At 39.1% G+C, this 18,359-nt stretch carries 21 protein-coding genes and 4 tRNA genes; all 25 read left to right on the top strand.

Going from position 1 to position 18,359, the window contains the following annotated elements:
* Window positions 1-29: 29 nt before the first annotated feature.
* Window positions 30-1,880, top strand: coding sequence for an ATP-dependent zinc metalloprotease FtsH (ftsH, locus tag PHO70_02155; protein MDD5431774.1), 1,851 nt, complete (start codon window positions 30-32; stop codon window positions 1,878-1,880).
* A 60-nt stretch (window positions 1,881-1,940) separates the two neighbouring features.
* Window positions 1,941-3,098 (top strand): dihydropteroate synthase, encoded by a 1,158-nt coding sequence (gene folP / locus PHO70_02150; GenBank protein MDD5431773.1) that lies wholly within the window; start codon window positions 1,941-1,943, stop codon window positions 3,096-3,098.
* Between the two features lie 3 nt (window positions 3,099-3,101).
* Window positions 3,102-3,872 (top strand): diadenylate cyclase CdaA, encoded by a 771-nt coding sequence (gene cdaA / locus PHO70_02145; protein ID MDD5431772.1) that lies wholly within the window; start codon window positions 3,102-3,104, stop codon window positions 3,870-3,872.
* Window positions 3,865-4,005 carry a hypothetical protein gene (locus PHO70_02140; GenBank protein ID MDD5431771.1) on the top strand — a complete coding sequence of 47 codons (141 nt, stop codon included), beginning with the start codon at window positions 3,865-3,867 and terminating at the stop codon, window positions 4,003-4,005. The genes cdaA and PHO70_02140 overlap by 8 nt, the downstream gene beginning before the upstream one ends.
* Window positions 4,006-4,015: 10 nt before the next feature.
* Window positions 4,016-4,729, top strand: coding sequence for a pyridoxine 5'-phosphate synthase (locus tag PHO70_02135; GenBank protein MDD5431770.1), 714 nt, complete (start codon window positions 4,016-4,018; stop codon window positions 4,727-4,729).
* Window positions 4,730-4,731: 2 nt separating this feature from the next.
* Window positions 4,732-5,088: a holo-ACP synthase gene (acpS, locus tag PHO70_02130; GenBank protein ID MDD5431769.1), complete on the top strand. Its 357-nt coding sequence runs from the start codon at window positions 4,732-4,734 to the stop codon at window positions 5,086-5,088.
* Window positions 5,051-5,896, top strand: coding sequence for an NAD(P)H-hydrate dehydratase (locus tag PHO70_02125; GenBank protein MDD5431768.1), 846 nt, complete (start codon window positions 5,051-5,053; stop codon window positions 5,894-5,896). Before acpS ends, PHO70_02125 begins: the two co-directional genes overlap by 38 nt.
* Before the next feature lies 1 nt (window position 5,897).
* A tRNA-Thr gene (locus PHO70_02120) sits at window positions 5,898-5,970 on the top strand.
* Between the two features lie 19 nt (window positions 5,971-5,989).
* Window positions 5,990-6,075: transfer RNA gene (locus PHO70_02115), tRNA-Tyr, on the top strand.
* A gap of 1 nt (window position 6,076) precedes the next feature.
* Window positions 6,077-6,147: transfer RNA gene (locus PHO70_02110), tRNA-Gly, on the top strand.
* Between the two features lie 13 nt (window positions 6,148-6,160).
* Entirely contained in the window at window positions 6,161-7,621 is a 1,461-nt protein-coding gene (locus PHO70_02105; protein MDD5431767.1) for a PAS domain-containing protein, read from the top strand.
* A gap of 18 nt (window positions 7,622-7,639) precedes the next feature.
* Complete coding sequence (locus PHO70_02100) at window positions 7,640-8,020, top strand: response regulator (protein MDD5431766.1); 381 nt, start codon at window positions 7,640-7,642, stop codon at window positions 8,018-8,020.
* A gap of 7 nt (window positions 8,021-8,027) precedes the next feature.
* Complete coding sequence (locus tag PHO70_02095) at window positions 8,028-8,798, top strand: thymidylate synthase (protein MDD5431765.1); 771 nt, start codon at window positions 8,028-8,030, stop codon at window positions 8,796-8,798.
* 27 nt (window positions 8,799-8,825) lie between these two features.
* Window positions 8,826-9,227 (top strand): PilZ domain-containing protein, encoded by a 402-nt coding sequence (locus PHO70_02090; GenBank protein ID MDD5431764.1) that lies wholly within the window; start codon window positions 8,826-8,828, stop codon window positions 9,225-9,227.
* Entirely contained in the window at window positions 9,214-10,227 is a 1,014-nt protein-coding gene (locus PHO70_02085; protein ID MDD5431763.1) for an NAD(P)-dependent glycerol-3-phosphate dehydrogenase, read from the top strand. Before PHO70_02090 ends, PHO70_02085 begins: the two co-directional genes overlap by 14 nt.
* Window positions 10,228-10,232: 5 nt before the next feature.
* A tRNA-Pro gene (locus tag PHO70_02080) sits at window positions 10,233-10,307 on the top strand.
* Window positions 10,308-10,561: 254 nt separating this feature from the next.
* Window positions 10,562-10,915: a PilZ domain-containing protein gene (locus PHO70_02075; GenBank protein MDD5431762.1), complete on the top strand. Its 354-nt coding sequence runs from the start codon at window positions 10,562-10,564 to the stop codon at window positions 10,913-10,915.
* A gap of 3 nt (window positions 10,916-10,918) precedes the next feature.
* Window positions 10,919-12,217 (top strand): homoserine dehydrogenase, encoded by a 1,299-nt coding sequence (locus tag PHO70_02070; GenBank protein ID MDD5431761.1) that lies wholly within the window; start codon window positions 10,919-10,921, stop codon window positions 12,215-12,217.
* Window positions 12,214-13,293 carry a threonine synthase gene (gene thrC, locus PHO70_02065; GenBank protein MDD5431760.1) on the top strand — a complete coding sequence of 360 codons (1,080 nt, stop codon included), beginning with the start codon at window positions 12,214-12,216 and terminating at the stop codon, window positions 13,291-13,293. Before PHO70_02070 ends, thrC begins: the two co-directional genes overlap by 4 nt.
* On the top strand, window positions 13,283-13,921 hold the full coding sequence (locus PHO70_02060; protein MDD5431759.1) for a phosphopantothenoylcysteine decarboxylase: 639 nt from the start codon (window positions 13,283-13,285) through the stop codon (window positions 13,919-13,921). The genes thrC and PHO70_02060 overlap by 11 nt, the downstream gene beginning before the upstream one ends.
* Complete coding sequence (locus tag PHO70_02055; protein ID MDD5431758.1) at window positions 13,909-14,631, top strand: hypothetical protein; 723 nt, start codon at window positions 13,909-13,911, stop codon at window positions 14,629-14,631. The genes PHO70_02060 and PHO70_02055 overlap by 13 nt, the downstream gene beginning before the upstream one ends.
* On the top strand, window positions 14,631-15,512 hold the full coding sequence (locus PHO70_02050; protein MDD5431757.1) for a TPM domain-containing protein: 882 nt from the start codon (window positions 14,631-14,633) through the stop codon (window positions 15,510-15,512). The genes PHO70_02055 and PHO70_02050 overlap by 1 nt, the downstream gene beginning before the upstream one ends.
* A 15-nt stretch (window positions 15,513-15,527) precedes the next feature.
* Window positions 15,528-16,085, top strand: coding sequence for a LemA family protein (locus PHO70_02045; GenBank protein MDD5431756.1), 558 nt, complete (start codon window positions 15,528-15,530; stop codon window positions 16,083-16,085).
* Between the two features lie 10 nt (window positions 16,086-16,095).
* Window positions 16,096-17,301: a cofactor-independent phosphoglycerate mutase gene (locus tag PHO70_02040; protein MDD5431755.1), complete on the top strand. Its 1,206-nt coding sequence runs from the start codon at window positions 16,096-16,098 to the stop codon at window positions 17,299-17,301.
* 18 nt (window positions 17,302-17,319) lie between these two features.
* Window positions 17,320-18,359: aspartate kinase (locus tag PHO70_02035; GenBank protein ID MDD5431754.1), on the top strand; the 1,040-nt coding region annotated here is incomplete at its 3' end.

Genomic DNA, 18,359 nt, shown 5'->3' with positions numbered 1-18,359 from the left:
ATAAAATAAACAAAAAACTAAAGGAAAATATGACAAAAAATCATTCTAAGTTTAAGAATAATAAATTCCTCAAAAAGCTTCCTTTCAATTGGATATTGCCTATCTTGCTTTTCTTCTTGTTGATGCGTTTTATTAATGTCCCGGTTTCAGAAATTCCTAAGGAGATTAGCTATAGTGCTTTTTATGATACCTTAAAAAACGATCCTTCCAAGATTAAGTCCGTAACTATGACTGAGACTATACTTCAGGGCGAATTTACAAGTTCACAGAAATTCTTTTTACATATTCCAAATGATGATAAAGATTTACTGAGTTTAATGCGTCAGAACCTGAAGAGTTTTGAAGTTAAACCTCCACGGACTTTCTGGATGAGTTTGTTATTTAATTTAGGGCCAATTTTGCTCTTGATATTTTTCTGGTGGATGATGGCTGCCCGTGGCGAACAGCTTGGAAGCAGGATTTTAAGTTTTGGGAAAGTCAGGCCGAAAATACAAGGCGAGACTGAAAAAGCTACTTTTAACGATGTTGCGGGAGTTGATGAGGCAAAAGAGGAACTCAAGGAAGTCATTGAGTTTTTAAAAGACCCTAAGAAATTTCAGCGTTTGGGCGGAAAAATTCCTAAAGGAGTTTTGTTGGTTGGGCCTCCCGGCTGTGGAAAAACTTTAATTGCCCGAGCAGTCGCCGGTGAAGCAGGCGTCCCATTCTTTAGTATCTCTGGTTCTGATTTTGTGGAGATGTTTGTGGGAGTTGGCGCAAGCAGGGTGAGAGATTTATTTGAACAAGGAAGGCGTGCTGGAAAAGTTTCCGGTAAAGGGGCAATTATTTTTATTGATGAAATTGATGCAGTTGGAAGGCTTCGTTTTTCCGGTATTGGCGGCGGCCATGATGAGCGCGAACAGACTTTGAATGCACTTTTGGTTGAGATGGATGGGTTTGATGCACAGCAAGGTTTAATACTTATCGCAGCAACAAATCGCCCTGACACATTAGATCCGGCATTGCTTAGGCCGGGAAGATTTGACCGTAATATCATTGTAAACCTGCCTGATATAAAAGGAAGAGAAGAAATCCTCAAGGTTCATACTAGGAAAATCAAGCTTGGGCCTACTGTAGATTTAAGGTCAATAGCTGCTCAGACACCGGGCTTTTCCGGTGCTGATTTGGCTAATCTTTGTAATGAAGCCGCCCTTCTTGCGGCAAGGCACAATAAGGATTCTGTAGAGATTATAGAATTTGAGAAGTCTGTTGAAAGAGTCTTGATGGGTCCGGAAAAAAAGAGCCACATTATGTCTAAGAAAGAGAAAGAAATCACCTCTCTTCACGAATCAGGGCATGCTTTGTTATCTCTTTTGCTGCCCGAAGTAAATCCTCTTAAAAAAGTTTCTATTATCCCAAGAGGCCTTGCTGGAGGGTATACTTTTACCCCTCCTCTGGAGGATAGGCATTATTGGACCAAGAGAGAGTTAATGGCCGAAATTACTATGATGTTAGGGGGCCGTGCTTCAGAAGAAATAAACTTAAGTGAAGTTACTACCGGAGCCCAGAACGATTTAGAGATGGCAACGCAAATGGCCCGGCGCATGGTAACTCAGTTCGGGATGTCTGAAAAGTTAGGCCACATGACATTAGGCAAAAGAGAAGGTTTGGTTTTCTTAGGGCGCGACCTTATGGAAGAAAGGAATTACAGCGACGATACAGCGCGGCTCATTGATGAGGAAGTTAAAAAGATAGTAGATGACTCTTATGTAAAATCCAAAGAAATTTTATTGGCGAATAACGATAAATTAAAGATTCTTTCAAATGCTTTGCTTGAAAAAGAAGTATTAAACGGCGAAGAGGTTAAGAAGTTGTTAGGCATTGAGAAACAGGACCTTGTTTAAGATAATTATCAGATGATCCAGATCCTTCAGTATTTAAATAGGGAAAGTTTATTGCGTTGCATGGAAGATATTTGCGTGGATCCTTATGGCATTAAAATTATGCTTCCAAAAGCACAGCCATACCTGGTAAAAATCAATTCTGTTTCAAATATCGCAGCAAACATACTTAAACAAGAAATGCTTTCTTTAGGGGGAGATACTGCTATTGCAAGGGGAGCATTGACTGGGAAAACAAAAGAAACCGGATGCCTGCTTATGGGAAATTTTTCCCAATACAATAATTTGGTTCAAAAGCTTAAATTGCAACCCTTTGGCCTAAAGAAGATTTCCGAAGATTTAGCGGAAGCTTTGGCTAACTATCAAAAAGAAAAATTCATCCTGAATCTGGGTAAGCATAAACTTGACTTGAGTAAGAGAACTCATATCATGGGAATTTTAAACATTACGCCTGATTCTTTTAGCGGTGATGGGCTCCTTAATCTTTCTAAAGATTCTATAGTGCGCTATGCACAAAAATTAGCAGATGACGGAGCTGATGTGCTTGATGTCGGAGGAGAGTCAAGCCGGCCAAAAGCAAAGCCTGTTTCCGCTAAGGAGGAAATTTCAAGGACGATCCCTGTTGTAAAAGAATTAGTTAAGAAAGTCAATATTCCGGTATCAATAGATACTTCTAAGCCGGAAGTCGCCAGAGCTGCTTTAGAAAGTGGTGCAAGCATGGTTAATGATATCTCCGGGATGCGCGATTCCCGTATGCGAAAATTGGCAGCAAAATATAAAGCAGGTGTTGTGATTATGCATATGAAGGGTAGGCCCGCTAATATGCAACGCAACCCGAATTATGACTGTTTGATTACCGATATAATTCAATACTTGGAGCAATCTGTAGTTGAGTCAATCAGAGATGGTATTGAAAAAGATAAAATTATTATTGATCCGGGAATTGGGTTTGGTAAAACTATAGGGCATAATTTGGAATTGTTGAAGAATCTTAGAGAGTTTAAAGTGTTGGGATTCCCGATTCTTGTTGGGACTTCCCGAAAATCTTTTATCGGTAAGATGTTGGATGCGCCTCCAAAGGAAAGAGTTTTTGGGACCGTGTCTAGTTGTGTCCTTGCTGCAGCTAATGGAGCAAGCCTTGTCAGGGTCCATGATGTTAAAGAAGTAAAACAAGCGTTAAGAATATCAGATGCTGTAAATGGAGCTGCGAAGCTAAGATAAAATATGATAGTAGACATGTTTATTTTATACTGGAAGCCGGTAGTTGAGATTGCGATACTCTGGTTGGTGATTTACCATATTATGCTTTTTTTTGAAGGAACCCGCGCGGTTCAGGTCTTGCGTGGGATAATTGTTCTTTTATTGGCATTTTTTATATTTGAAAAATTCGGCCTGCAGACTCTCGATTGGTTATTAACTAAATTATTTGGTATTTCAGTCATTGCGATTTTAATAATTTTCCATCCAGAGATTAGGCATGGGTTAGCCCGTTTAGGACAAAGGCATTTTTTCGGCGCTTCAATTAGAGGAGAAGAGTTAGACGTTGTTTTAAAAGAAATTGCCAGTTGTGTTATTAGGCTTGCGGATAATAAGTTTGGGGCATTAATTGCTATTGAGAAAAAGGACCCGCTTTCCATTTATGTGGAAAGTGGCGCTGTTATTGATGGCCATGTGAGTGCTGAATTGATAGAGGCAATTTTTACTCCGAATAACCCGTTGCACGATGGAGGATTGATTATTCAGCATGGAAGGATTGCGGCAGCAGGGTGCCTTTTCCCGCTTACGCAGAATCAAGATTTGAGCCGTATATATGGCACAAGGCATAGGGCGGCTTTAGGCCTAAGCGAAGAGACTGACGCTCTTATTATTGTTGTTTCTGAGGAGAGACAGGATTTTTCTTTTGTTTACAAGGGCAGGCTTTACAAAGATTTAGGTAGAGAAGAATTGCTAACGAAAATAAAAGAAACAATGAAACTTGTGGATAAAGATGCCTAAAGAAAAAGTTACGATTGTATATCGGATTAAACATTGGTTTGTTTATCACCCTTGGCTAAAGATTGTTGCATTGATTCTGGCAGTCATTCTTTGGATTTTTGTGAGGGATGAAATCGGCAGGTTTAACTATTAATATAAATATTATGCCGTTATTAGGAGTAAATATAGACCACGTTGCAACATTAAGGGAGGCAAGAAAAGGTGATGTGCCGGATCCTGTTATTGCCGCAAGAATCTGTGAAGCAGCAGGGGCTGATAGTATTGTGGTTCATTTAAGAGAAGACCGCAGGCATATAAATGATAATGATGTTTTTGTCCTAAGAAAGACAGTCAGATCAAGATTGAATTTAGAAATGTCTATTGCAAAGGAAATTGTAGAAATTGCTTGTAGAGTTAGCCCTGACCAGGCAACTCTTGTCCCGGAGAAGAGGCAGGAGTTGACTACTGAGGGCGGGTTGGATGTTGTATCTAACTTTGAGAAAGTAAAATCAGCAGTTAAAAAATTACAGTCTTGCGGAATAGATGTTAGTTTGTTTATTGACCCTGAGTTAAGGCAGATTGATGCTGCAAAGAAATCCGGAGTCAAGATGATAGAATTGCATACCGGAAAGTATGCTGATGCTAAAAATAAAAAAGAGCAGGTTAAATATTACAAAGAGATTAAAAAGGCGTCAATATTTGCAAGTAAATGCGGGCTGAATGTTTTTGCCGGGCATGGCTTGGATTATAACAATGTAAAAGAAATAGCGAAAATCAAACAAATTGAAGAATTGAATATCGGATATTCAATAATTTGCCGTGCGGTTTTTGTTGGCTTGGACCGGGCGGTAAAAGAGATGAAGTTCGCGTTTAATTAAATATGATTTTAGGAACAGGTGTAGATATAACCGAAGTCCAGCGTTTGAGAAAAGTGGTTGAGAAATGGGGAAAGTCATTCCTGGAACGCGTTTTCACTAAGAATGAGTTAGAAAATGCTAAGACTCGCGGTTCGTTTTATCAGCATCTTGCCGGAAGGTTCGCCGCAAAAGAGGCTGTGTTTAAAGCAGTGGGGGACCCGAACTTAAACTGGAAAGACGTAGAAATTATTAATGATAAACAAGGCAAGCCTGTTTGTAAAATCCTAAACGGCAGGGCTGATAAACTTTTAGTTCTTTTGTCTATTTCACACGTAAAAAATTATGCGGTTGCCAACGCAGTTGTTACGAAGAAAGCCTGATTCCAACAAAAGCAATTTTGGCCATATTTTTATCTTGGCGGGAAGCTCGCGGTATTCCGGGGCGGCAGTATTATGTTCCGAAGCAGCGATACGCAGCGGAGCAGGGTTAGTTACATTAGGGATTCCTAAAAGCTTAAATAATCCGATAATTAAAATTAAGCCTAAAGAAGTAATGACCTTGCCTTTACCTGAAACAAAACAGGTAAGCCTGGGGATAAAAGCTTTTAGTTTGATAAAAGATTTTATGGTTAAGGCCGATGTTTTAGTGCTTGGGCCGGGCCTTTCTCAAGATAACCAAACTTTGCAGCTCGCACGCAAGATTGTTTATACGATAAAAAAGCCTACGGTTATTGATGCAGACGGCTTAAACGCCCTTGTCGGAAATCTTGATGTTTTCCAGGGGACAAAAATACTTACTCCTCATCCCGGGGAAATGGCAAGGCTTTTGGGAATTGAAGTTTCCGACGTGCAGAAAAATAGAAAAAAGCTTGCTAAGGAATTAGCAAAAGATTATAATTGCATAGTTGTCCTCAAGGGCCACAAGACGATAGTAGCGGATTCAAAAGGAAAAACTTTTTTAAACACAACCGGTAACCCGGGAATGGCTACTGCAGGCAGTGGAGATGTTTTAAGTGGGATAATCGGGGCTTTTTTGGGACAAGGTTTAACTGGTTTTGAGGCTGCTAAATACGGAGTTTATTTGCATGGCGTTGCAGGCGACCTTGCTGCTTTGAAAAAAACACAAATTTCCTTGATTGCATCGGACATTATTGCTAAAATCCCAGAGGCAATCAAGAGGTGTAATTAACGCCGGCGTAGCTCAGTTGGTAGAGCAGCTGTTTTGTAAACAGCGGGTCGGGGGTTCGATTCCTCTCGCCGGCTTAAAGTTAAATGAAATCATGGACAGGTACCCAAGTGGCCAAAGGGGGCAGACTGTAAATCTGCTGCACTTGTGCTTCAGAGGTCCGAATCCTCTCCTGTCCACCATGCGGGAGTAGTTCAATGGCAGAACAATAGCCTTCCAAGCTATATATGAGGGTTCGATTCCCTTCTCCCGCTCTTAAATTAATAAATGACTCCTTACAATCAAGACACAGACAAGATAATCCATAAAATAATTGACAACGCGAATGTTTATCTGCTTTATTTAAATTCACTAGGTAATATTGTTCTTTGCAATAAGAATATCGAAGAATTTATCGGTAAGAAAAGAAAAGATATCCTTGGGATTTATTGGCTAAAGGCATTATATGGCGATGACGGCAATCTTATAAAACAACAAATGTTTTTAGCCATGATGGATGATTCTATCAAATATAAGAGGTCTAATGACTTTGAAGATGTCATTACCGGAAGAGATAAGAAAGAGAAACATTTTCTATGGAGCATTAGCCCAATACTTGGAGACAGGAATGAATTAGAAGGCGTGCTTCTTATCGGTTATGACCGGACTGAATTAATAAGAAGAGAAGCAGCCTTTAAAAAGATAGACGATACGCTTAAGAATATTCTTTCAAGCATAAAAGAATATGCTTTGTATGTAGTTAATTTAGACGGTAATATTACTTATTTTGGCATGGGTTCAGAACTTATGTTTGGCTGGGATAAGAATAAAATCGTCTTTAAACATGTTAGCCTCTTGCATGCCGCGGATGACATCACGGGTAAGCTGCCTTTGATTTTGGAGCAGGTTAGGAAAAGCGGGCAGTATGAGACAGAAATTGATTTGATAAAGAAAGACGGCCAGCTTTTTCCTGTTATCTTGACTGTCAGCCAATTCTTGGATAGCGATGGGAATCAGATGGGGTATATTTTTATCGCTAAGGATATTACAGAAAAGAAAAAGTTAGAATACCAGATTTTTCAGTCTGAAAAACTTGCTGCAATCGGCCAGCTTGCCGCTGGTATGGGGCATGAGATAAATAACCCTTTATTTGTAATTTCCGGTAAGGTTGATCTTTTATTGTCACGTAAAAGGATTTCACAGTCTTTAAAAAAAGAACTTAATTCTATCAGCGAGCAGGCCGAAAGGATTAGAAAGTTAGTTGAACGCCTTTTGAGGTTTGCGCGCAAAACACCCCCTAAACTTGAGACTCTGGATGTAAATGAAATTATTGAAAGCGTCTTACCGTTAGTTTCTTATCATAAGATACAGCGTGGAAAGATTTCTATTGAAAAACATTTCGGGAAAGACCTTCCGCCTGTCAGGGGGGATCTTAATCAGCTGCAGGAGGTTTTTGTCAATTTATTCATTAACGCTATGCAGTCAATGTCGGAAAGCGGGACTTTGAGCATAACCACATCTAATTTCCAAAATCTCTTTGCTCAGATTAATATAAGTGATACCGGCAGCGGAATTTCTCAGGATAACTTGAAAAATCTATTCATGCCGTTTTTTTCCACAAAAAAAGAAGGAACTGGGCTTGGGCTTTCCATATGCTATAATATTGTAAAGAATCATAATGGCTCAATTGATGTAGAAAGCCAGCCGGGAAAAGGGACAACTTTTATCATTAAATTACCGTTTGTTTAAGGAAAAAAGGGGGTTTATATGCCTTATCATGTATTAGTGGTTGATGACGAAGCTCCTGTGAGGGAATTGTTCACCGATTTGCTTAAAAAAGAAGATTGCACTGTTAAGTCTGTTTCTAGCGGGAAAGACGCAATTGATATAATCAATACAGAGCTTTTTGACATTGTCCTTCTTGATATCAAGCTTCTTGATATGAGCGGGTTGGATGTTTTAAAGAAGCTCAAAGAAATAAAGCCAGAATTAATAGTAATCATGATTACCGGATTTGGCTACGATGAAGATTTGATTGCCAAGTCTTGGGAGTTTGGCTGTTCTGGATACATCGGAAAAAATATGCCCATTTCACAGATTATGAGCAATTTCAGGTTATTTGTTAAAACTGCGAAAGAAAAAAAATAAGGAAACTATGAATGAGCAATCTTTAAAACCGGTATATATTGATGCTTTTGATTTGGATGATGCATGGTTCCAGTGTTTATCTGAGATATTGGATAATGGGCATGTATATACAATTACCCGTGGAAGTTATGAAGGCCAGAAGCGCCTTGAGTTTGATTTTGTAACTATTAGAGTTAAAAAACCTTCCCATCAGATTATTCCTATAATCCCGGAAGGGATGAGTATCCCCGCTCCTACCGATATGGATTATATCCAAGGTTATCTAAGCTATCTTCTTACCGGAGCAAAAACGGAGACAGAAGATTACACATACGGAGAAAGGCTTGTTGACCCGAAGGTTAAATTTAAACAGGACCTTGATGGCAAGGAATTAACTAAAGAAATGCCACTTAATGTCAATCAGGTTGAAGAGGTGATTAAGATTTATAAGTCTCAGGGGTTTGGCACAAACCAAGCGACGATGGAGATTGGCATGCCCTCTGATATAAAATTAAACGACCCTCCTTGCCTTAGGATAATTGATACGAGGGTTCGCTACGGGAAGCTCCATTTTATCCTATATTTCCGTTCATGGGACCTCTGGGGAGGTTTTCCTTCTAATCTTGGCGGGCTGCAATTAGTAAAACAATATATGGCGGAAGAAATTGGAGTTGAGGATGGAGAGATTGTGGCAGTAAGCAAGGGTTTGCATCTTTATGATTATGCGTGGGATTTGGCAAAACTAAGGACGAATAAACAAGCGCCCTTGGCGCTTCAAAAAATAGCTTTAACTAAATAATCGGAAAGGAACTAAGGGTTATTATATATGAAAGAAGCTTATCATGGGCCTGAACGAAGGCAGTTTTTAAGGTTGGAGCATACATCTCCTGTTAATTATAAAGTATGTAAGCAAGAAACGGTATCAAAATTATTTAGTGGATATACTATAAACGTAAGCCAAAACGGGCTTCTTTGTAAAATAAAAGAGAATGTTTCGGAGGGGGAAATTCTCTGGTTAAGTTTTGACAGGGCAACTTTGGTTATTTGTGAAGAATTAGAAAAGAATGTTTTTATTTATCAAAACGGTATTGTAGGAAAGGTTGTAAGAACTAAGCCTCTTAGTAGTGAAACTTTTGAAGTGGGTATTAAATTTTTGACTAGGGAAGAAAAAAACCTGACAAATATCTATCCAAAAGTCCATTTTATGCCGGAGAATGCTGAAAGTTAATATGCCGAGCTTTAATGTTTGTGTTATAGGAGATGGTGGCTGGGGGACAACTCTTGCTATTTTGTTGAGCAAGAAGAATAATAATGTTTGTTTGTGGGGAGTCTTTGCTGATAATGTTTCGTATATGAATAGACATAGGGAGAATAAGAAATTTCTCCCGGGGATTAAGATTCCTAAAGGCATCAAGATTACTAATGATTTAAGTGAAGCTTTGAAAGGGCGAAAATTAATTGTATTAGCATCGCCGTCCCAGCATATGAGGGAAGTTGTAAGAAAAATTAGCAATGCTGGGTTTGATCGCGATACAGTATTCTTAAGCGTAAGCAAGGGAATTGAAATTGAGACACTCAAAACAATGTCTCAGGTTATTCATGAAGAGCTTGGGAATGTTAAATTAGCGGTTCTTTCCGGGCCAACTATCGCCCATGAAATTGCTAAGGGTTTGCCCGCTGTTTCAGTTATCGCTTCTTCTTGCGAGAAGACAAGAAAATTCCTGCAAGGAGTATTTATGACGCCCCGCTTTAGGATTTATACAAGCGATGATGTTACAGGCGTTGAATTAGGCGGAAGCCTTAAAAATGTTATAGCAATTGCCTGCGGGATATCTGATGGGTTGGGATTCGGCTCAAACGCTAAAGCTGCGCTTCTTGCCAGAGGATTATCGGAAATTGCCCGCCTTGGGGCAGCAATGGGCGCTAAGATTGCTACCTTTAGCGGGATAACCGGATTAGGTGATTTAGTTACTACTTGTGTTAGTTCGTATAGCAGGAATAGATTTGTAGGAGAGGAAGTAGGCAAAGGCAAAACCATTAAGCAGATACAATCTCATATGCAGATGGTTGCTGAAGGTGTTCCAACTGCGAAATCAGCTTATGCTTTAAGTTTAAAGTATAAGGTAGATATGCCTATAACCAGGGAAATTTATTATGTTCTTTATAAAAATAAATCTGCTCTTAAGGCATTAAAAGATTTAATGACAAGAGAAAAGAAGGAAGAGTAGATTTACGGGGCGTGGCTCAGTTTGGCTAGAGCACTTGAATGGGGTTCAAGAGGTCACAGGTTCAAGTCCTGTCGCCCCGATGTTTTAACGGGTATCAGACTGTTGACGCAGTCCCGCTTCATGTATTTGTAGAGATTTAGCGGGGCAAGTCCTGTCGCCCCGATTTTAATGAGCACGCAACTTATGGAACGAAGTGAACATAAGTTGCTGTGCGAATTAAATCCTTGCGAGCAAAGCGAGCAAGGAGAAACAAAAGCGTAGATTCCCGCTTTCGCGGGAATGACATAATGCGTTATAGTTATAAATAAGTTGCGTAAACTTTGAGGAGGTCAAAATGGCTTATGGTGGACCAGAGAGGCGTAGAAATCCGCGTGTTTCAGGTCGGTTTATAGTTTCTTATAGAATTCTTGAGGAAATGGATAACACTGATTTAACTCAGACAAAGAATGTCAGCCTTGGCGGTATGCTTCTTACTACTAATAGGCAGCTTGACCCTGGGACTAACCTTGCTTTAGAAATCAGGTTGCCGTTTGACCCAAATCCGATAATGCTTATCGGGAAAGTTATAGAATCAAAAGAAATTACAAAAAATTTAATTTATGATACAAGATTGACATTTTTGGCAGTTGATGAAAGGCACAGAAAAGCTTTAAATGAGACAGTGGATTATTATTTAAAGAAAGGATAAATTATGCGCAGTATTAATATAGGGCTGATCGGGTTTGGAAATGTCGGCTCAGGGGTTGTTAAGATCTTAAGGGAAAGAAAATCTTTTTTATCGGAGAAGATTGGTTTAGAGATTAATATTAAGAAAATCTGCGATAAAGACCTCTCTAGTAAAAGAAATGTAAATATCGATAAGCAGTTATTAACTAAAGACGCAAAAGATATTATTGATGACCCTCAAATTGACATACTGGTGGAATTAATTGGAGGAGAGCATCCTGCGAAAGAATTTATCCTTGAGGCTTTGAAAAAAGGAAAGCATGTTGTTACCGCAAACAAAGCTTTGCTTGCAAAAGATGGGCATGGTTTATTGGCTGAGGCAAAAGACCGCGGAAAGAATATTTATTTTGAGGCTTCTGTTGGAGCGGGTATTCCTATCGTTAAATCTTTGCGGGAAGGCTTGGTTGCAAACAAATTTGCAAGCATTTTTGGGATTTTAAATGGAACCTCAAACTTTGTGCTGTCGCAGATGTCGGAGAAAAACTGTTCATTTGGGGACGCGCTTGCCCAAGCCAAGAAGCTTGGTTATGCCGAGCAAAATCCTTCTTTGGATATTGAAGGCATGGATTCCGCTCATAAGCTGGTTTTATTGACCTATCTATGTTTTGGTAAATTTATTCCGCTTGATGATGTTTTTGTTGAAGGGATTGAAAGAGTCTCTTTAGCGGATATTAATTATGCCAAAGAATTAGGTTTTGAAATAAAGCTTCTGGCAATTGCTAAAAAAGAAAACGATAATTTGGAAGTAAGGGTTCATCCGACATTAATTCCTGAGTCTCATTTATTGGCTTCAGTTAGCGGAGTATTTAATGCAATCCATGTTTCAAGCGATTTAGCAGGAGATTTGCTTTTTTACGGGCCCGGAGCAGGGCAGTTATCCGCTGCGTCAGCTGTTGTCTCTGATATCGTTGATTTGACCCAGGATATTAAAGCCGGGCTATTTAAGCCAACTTTAAACATAATTGCAGATAAATCAATTTCGGGCTTAAGTAAGATTGACGATTTTGTCAGCCGGTATTATATCCGTTTTCAGGCAGTGGATAAACCGGGAGTGTTGGCAAAGATTTCGGGGATTTTGGCAAAATATGGAATTAGCATTGCTTCTGTTTCTCAAAAAGAAAGAAGCAGGTCGCAGGTTGTTCCTATTGTAATGGTTGTGCATGATGCCAAGGAAAAGAATTTGCGCCAGTCTTTGGATGCTATCAGCAGGCTTGATGTTATAAACGAGAAACCAATAGCAATCAGGATTGAAGAATTCCTATGAGAGAAAATAGATATCAGGGGCTAATTGAGAAATATAAAGAATATTTGCCGGTTTCAAGCAAAACTCCGGTAATTACATTAAATGAAGGCAATACGCCTTTAATCTATGCCAAATATTTTAGTAAACTTGTTGGCCGGGGATTTGAGGTTTATTTAAAGTATGAAGGATTAAATCCCACAGGTTCTTTCAAGGACAGGGGGATGACTCTGGCAATTTCTAAAGCTTGTGAAGAAGGCTCAAAAGCGGTAATGTGTGCCTCAACGGGCAACACTTCAGCTTCTGCTGCTGCTTATGCTGCAAGGGCCGGGATAAAATGTATTGTATTAATTCCAAGCGGAGCAATTGCTTTAGGAAAATTAAGCCAAGCTCTTATCCATGGAGCAGTTGTTTTGGCAGTTGATGGTAATTTTGATGATGCGCTTGACTTAGTCAGGGATATTACGGCGAAGTATCCGATAACTCTGGTTAATTCGTTAAATCCATACCGCATTGAAGGCCAGAAGACGGGTAGTTTTGAAATCTGTGATTTTCTGGGGGATGCGCCTGATTTTCAAATTATGCCTGTTGGAAATGCCGGAAATATTACTGCATACTGGAAAGGATATAAAGAATATAAAGCAGCAAAAAAATCAAAAAGCCTCCCAAAGATGCTTGGATTTCAAGCTTCCGGGTCTGCTCCGATTGTTTTGGGTCATCCGGTGAAGAATCCTGAAACGATTGCTACAGCGATTCGCATTGGAAATCCAGCCAGCTGGAAACAAGCAGTTGAAGCTAAAGAAGAATCAGGCGGACTGATTGATAAAGTCAGCGATAAGGAGATTCTTGAAGCGTATCAATTATTGGCCTTAAAAGAAGGCGTTTTTGCTGAACCGGCAAGCGCTTCTTCAGTTGCAGGTTTAATTAAGCTTGTAAAGAAAGGTTATTTCAGGGGAGCAAAGAAATCAAAAACAACTAAGATTGTTTGTATCCTGACTGGGCATGGCTTAAAAGATCCTGACAGGGCGATAAAAAGCGTTAGTTCCCCAAAGATTGTAAAACCGCAGCTTAAATCAATTTTAAAAGAAATTGGTTACTAAAAAAATTTTAATCACCTCAGGCCCAACCTGGGTTCCGATAGATAATACGAGAGTTATAAGCAACATCTCAACTGGTGAAACCGGCTTAATCTTAGCTAAAAAGTTTGCTGGCTTAGGGGCAAAGGTAACGCTTTTACTTGGCCCGGTAAATAAATGTTGTGTGGATAAAAAAATAAGAGTAATTAATTTTAAGTATTTTGACGAGTTATTGAATTTGGTTAATAAAGAATTAAAAAGCAAATATGATGTTGTAATTCACGCGGCAGCGGTTTCTGATTATCGGGCACAAAAAGTTTCAAAGAAGAAGGTTTGTTCAAGCCTAAAATACTGGAAATTGGATTTAGTGCCGCTACCAAAAATTATTGATAGGGTTAAGAAGGTAAGCCCTTCTTCGTTCTTAGTTGGTTTTAAATATGAGCCTTGTGCTAAAAAAGAGGCGCTTATCAAAGAAGCGCGGATGCTTATCAGTCGGACAAAAGCGGATTTAGTGGTTGCCAATTCGCAAAATAAAGGCGTTTATAGCGCGTATATTGTGGAGAAGAATAATATTTCAAGCCCTGCACATAATAAAGCAGAAATGGTTGATAAGTTAATTAATTCAATAGATAAAAAATTATGGAAGAATTAAAGCTCCCGGTTAAGCTAAAAGTTAGGTTAGGAGAATTTGTAAAAGGATTAAGTGATATCTATTCAATTGATTTAATTTCCGTTATTCTTTATGGAAGCGCAGCAAGCGGAGAGTTTGTTGACAGGCATTCAAATCTAAATGTTTTAGCCGTTTTAAAAAAAGCGGATCTGCTTGATTTAAAAAAGTCAGCAATCATAATTAAAAAATATCCCGAGATAAACGCTTTGTTCTTTGATAAAAACTATATTATTTCTTCTTTGGATGTTTTTCCAATAGAATTCCTTGATATGAAAGAGAATTACGCGGTTCTGTACGGGGAGGATTTATTAAAAGATTTAAACATTGACCTAAAGAATTTAAGGTTTCAGTGCGAGCATGAGCTTAAGGCTAAATTAATTAACTTGCGTCAATCATATATTAAGATAGCAAAGAATAATATTGAGCTTAAAGATTTCTTATTCAGGTCGTTTACTTCAACTTTGCATATTGCAAGGAATCTTTTACGGTTAAAAGGAAAGGCCCCGGTTTATTCTAAAGATGAAATCATAAATGATTTAGCTAAGGAATTTTTAATTAATGATGAAGTTTGGAAGCGCCTTTTATCAGCCAAAAACAAAAAAATTGAAGTTAAGCCTTCTGAAATAGATGTTTTGTTTATTGAATTTGTAAAAGAGCTTGATAATTTAGTTAGTGTCGTGGATAAAATTTAATGCGAAAGTTCTTTTATCTGTTGGTTTTTCTTTTTGTTCCGGCGTTCGCCTTTGCGCAGGATTTTCCAAAGCCTGTGGGCTGGGTCAATGACTACGCGAATGTAATTAACGAGCCTTATAAATCAAAATTAGAGAATTTAATACAAGAAGTAGAAGAGAAGACATCATCAGAAATCGGGGTAGTTACAGTTAATTCAATTGCTCCTCTGGATGAAAAGGAATACGCAAGGCAGATCTTTGACAGTTGGAAACCGGGAAAAAAGGGAAAAGATAATGGAGTCTTGGTCCTTTTAGCGATAAAAGAAAGGCGCTGGCGCATTGAAACAGGCTATGGGGTTGAAGGATTCCTGCCTGACGGGCTTTGCGGAGAAATTGGCCGGAATTATATGGTGCCTTATTTTAAAACCGGAAACTATTCAGAAGGTTTGTATTACGGGGTAAATGCTATAGCAACTGAAATAGCAAATGAAGCTAAGATAAGTTTAGCCGGTGTTGAGAAGAAAGGCGCAAGAAAACAAAGTGATTCTGTCCCGTTCTTTTTTTATATTTTTCTCCCAGTTTTCTTTGCAGTTTGGAATTTACCTTGGCCAATTTTTATTGGTTTGCCTTTTACTCTGTTTTTTGCGTTTATATTTTTCTCTTTTTCTCCTGTTGCAGGTATTTTGATAATTCTTGGTTATGTTTGTTCTATGTTATTCAGGTATTTTTACTGGAATAAATTACCAGCTTCAAAGAAAGGCAGCTACTGGGGTCCGCAGTCATACGGAGGCACGTATTCCGGAGGTTCCTGGAGTTCAGGAGGAGGTTTTGGTGGTGGTGGAGGTGGCGGCGGTTTTGGCGGTGGCGGAGGCGGAGGCGGTGGAGCAGGTGGTGGTTTTTAAAAATGGAGGTTTGAAATGAAAGGTTTCTTTATTACATTAGCAGTAGCCGCAGCGTTAGTCATTGGAGTATTTGTTTCAGTATATAATGGCATTATTGCGAAGCACGAGACTATTCAATCCAGATGGGCACAGGTGGAAAGCCAGCTCCAAAGAAGGAATGATTTAATACCAAATTTAGTTAATAGTGTTAAGGGCTATGCTTCTCATGAAAAAACTGTTTTAGAAGAAGTTACTAATGCCCGTTCTCAATGGGCAGCTGCTCAAACAATGGGGGATAAAATAAAGGCTGCATCCGAAGTTGATAATGCATTGTCAAAATTGCTTTTAGTTGTGGAAAATTATCCAAATCTGAAAGCCGACCAAACATTTTTGAAGTTGATGGATGAATTAGCGGGAACCGAAAATAGAATTGCCGTTGAAAGAATGCGCTATAATGAATCAGTAAAAGATTATAATATTACAATTAGGACTTTTCCGGGAAATATCATAGCGGGATTTGCCAAAATCGGGGGAATTCCGGAATATTTTAAATCTCAGGAATCAGCGAAAAATGTTCCTGAAGTAAAATTCTAATTATTATAAAATGAAATATCTAGTTTTAGTTGGAGATGGGATGGCGGATTACCCGGTTGAAGAGCTTGGCAATCGGACGCCTCTTGAAGCAGCACGCACTCCCAATATGGATTTTATAGCAATGCATGGGCAATTGGGAAGAGCAAAAACCATTCCTGAAAAAATGAACCCGGCTTCGGATGTTGCTAATTTATCCATATTGGGTTATGATCCAAAAAAATATTACACTGGGCGCGGCCCATTGGAAGCTGCAAACCTTGGGGTAAATCTTGAAGATGAGGATGTGGCATTTAGGTGTAATCTTATTACCGCGACTAATGATAAGCTTGTAGATTACAGTGCAGGGCATATCAGCACCAAAGAGGCAAGCCTTATTATTAAATTTATTGATAAAAATCTTGGGATTGACAGGATAAAATTCTATCCCGGTATCAGTTATCGGCACTTGATGGTTGTTAAAAACGGCATTAAAGAGGAGCTTGAAAAGACAAGATGTAGGCCTCCGCATGATATAACCGGGCAAAGTATTTCAAAAAATCTTCCTTCGGGCCCGGGAAGCGAGGTTTTGATTAGATTAATGGAAGAATCGCGCAAGATTCTGGAGAAGAACGAAATCAACCAAGTGAGGATTGATTTAAAAGAGAATCCTGCTAATATGATTTGGCTCTGGGGGCAGGGAAGAAAGCCATTGCTGCCTTCTTTTAAAGAAAAATTCGGCCTGACCGGGAGCGTTATTTCTGCGGTTGACCTGATAAACGGTTTGGGAAAAATCTTAGGGTTAAATGTGATTAAAGTCCCGGGCGCAACAGGGTATTATGATACTGATTATGCAGGTAAAGCGCGGGCTGCGTTAAAATCATTAGAAATTGACGATTTTGTTTTTGTTCACGTTGAAGCTCCTGATGAAGCAGGGCATAATGGAGATTTAAGAGAGAAGATAACGGCTATTGAGCGTTTTGATCAATTAATCGTCGGAACGGTTTTAAACGCTTTTAAGGATAAAAAAAATTTCCGCGTGTTGGTAATGCCGGACCATGCAACTCCCGTTGTGGTAAAAACACATACTCCCGAGCCTGTGCTTTTCGGGATTTTCGGGACCGGTATCATCGGAAAGGGTTTTTTAAATTATAGCGAAAAAGAAGCACAGAAATCAGAATTGTATTTTGACAAAGGTTCTGAAGTAATGGATTATTTTATTAAACACAGCGAAGGGTGATTGTAAGGAGAATTTTTAATGCATAAGAAATTGATTGTCCAAAAATTTGGCGGTTCATCAGTTGCGAATGTTGAGAGGATTCAAAATGTTGCAAAAAGAGTGGTTAGTTATAAAAAGAAGGGCCATGATTTAGTAGTGGTTGTGTCTGCGTTGGGAGATACTACCGATGAATTGATTGAACTAGCGGCGAAAATTAACACAGAGCCAAGTGAGCGTGAGATGGATATGCTGCTTTCAACCGGCGAGCAGATTTCTGTTGCTCTTTTGGCAATGGCAATCCATAAGTTGGGAGTTGAGGCGATTTCTTTTACCGGCTCTCAGGTCGGGATTATTACTGATACAAGCCACACACGCGCGAGGATTAAAAAAATAAACGGGGATAAAATTAAAGAAGAGATAAAAAAAGGTAAAGTTGTCATTGTTGCGGGTTTTCAGGGAGTAACTCTTGGACAGGATATTACGACACTTGGCCGGGGCGGTTCAGATTTGACTGCCGTTGCTCTTGCTAAAGAATTGCACGCTGATGAATGTGAAATTTATACTGATGTGGATGGAATCTATACTACAGACCCAAGGATTGAGCCTAAGGCAAAGAAGATAGAGTCCATTACATATGATGAAATGCTTGAAATGGCGTCATTAGGCGCACAGGTAATGCAGGCGCGTTCAATTGAGGTTGCAAAGAAATTTGATGTTCCTATACATGTTAGATCATCATTTTCCCATAATTCCGGGACGTTGATTATTAAGGAGGTTAAAAGAATGGAAGATGTTTTGGTTTCTGCTGTAACATTAAATAAAACTGAAGCAAAGATTACTATCTGTGATGTTCCCGATAAACCCGGGGCTGCTGCAAAAATATTTAAAGAACTAGCTGACAATGGGGTTAGTGTTGATATGATCGTCCAGAATGTAAGCCACCTTCGCCAGACAGACATTTCTTTTACTATAAATAAAGCTGATAGCGCTAAAACTCTTAAGATTGCAAAAAGGCTTGCTTCCGAGATCGGGGCAGGAGATGTTTTGCAGGATGAAGATATCGCAAGGATTTCCATTGT

This window comes from Candidatus Omnitrophota bacterium, assembly GCA_028715415.1.
In the GTDB taxonomy this organism is placed as follows: Bacteria; Omnitrophota; Gorgyraeia; order Gygaellales; family Profunditerraquicolaceae; genus JAQURX01.
Note: the sequence above shows the minus strand (reverse complement) of the source record. Positions and strands in the feature narration are given on the sequence as shown.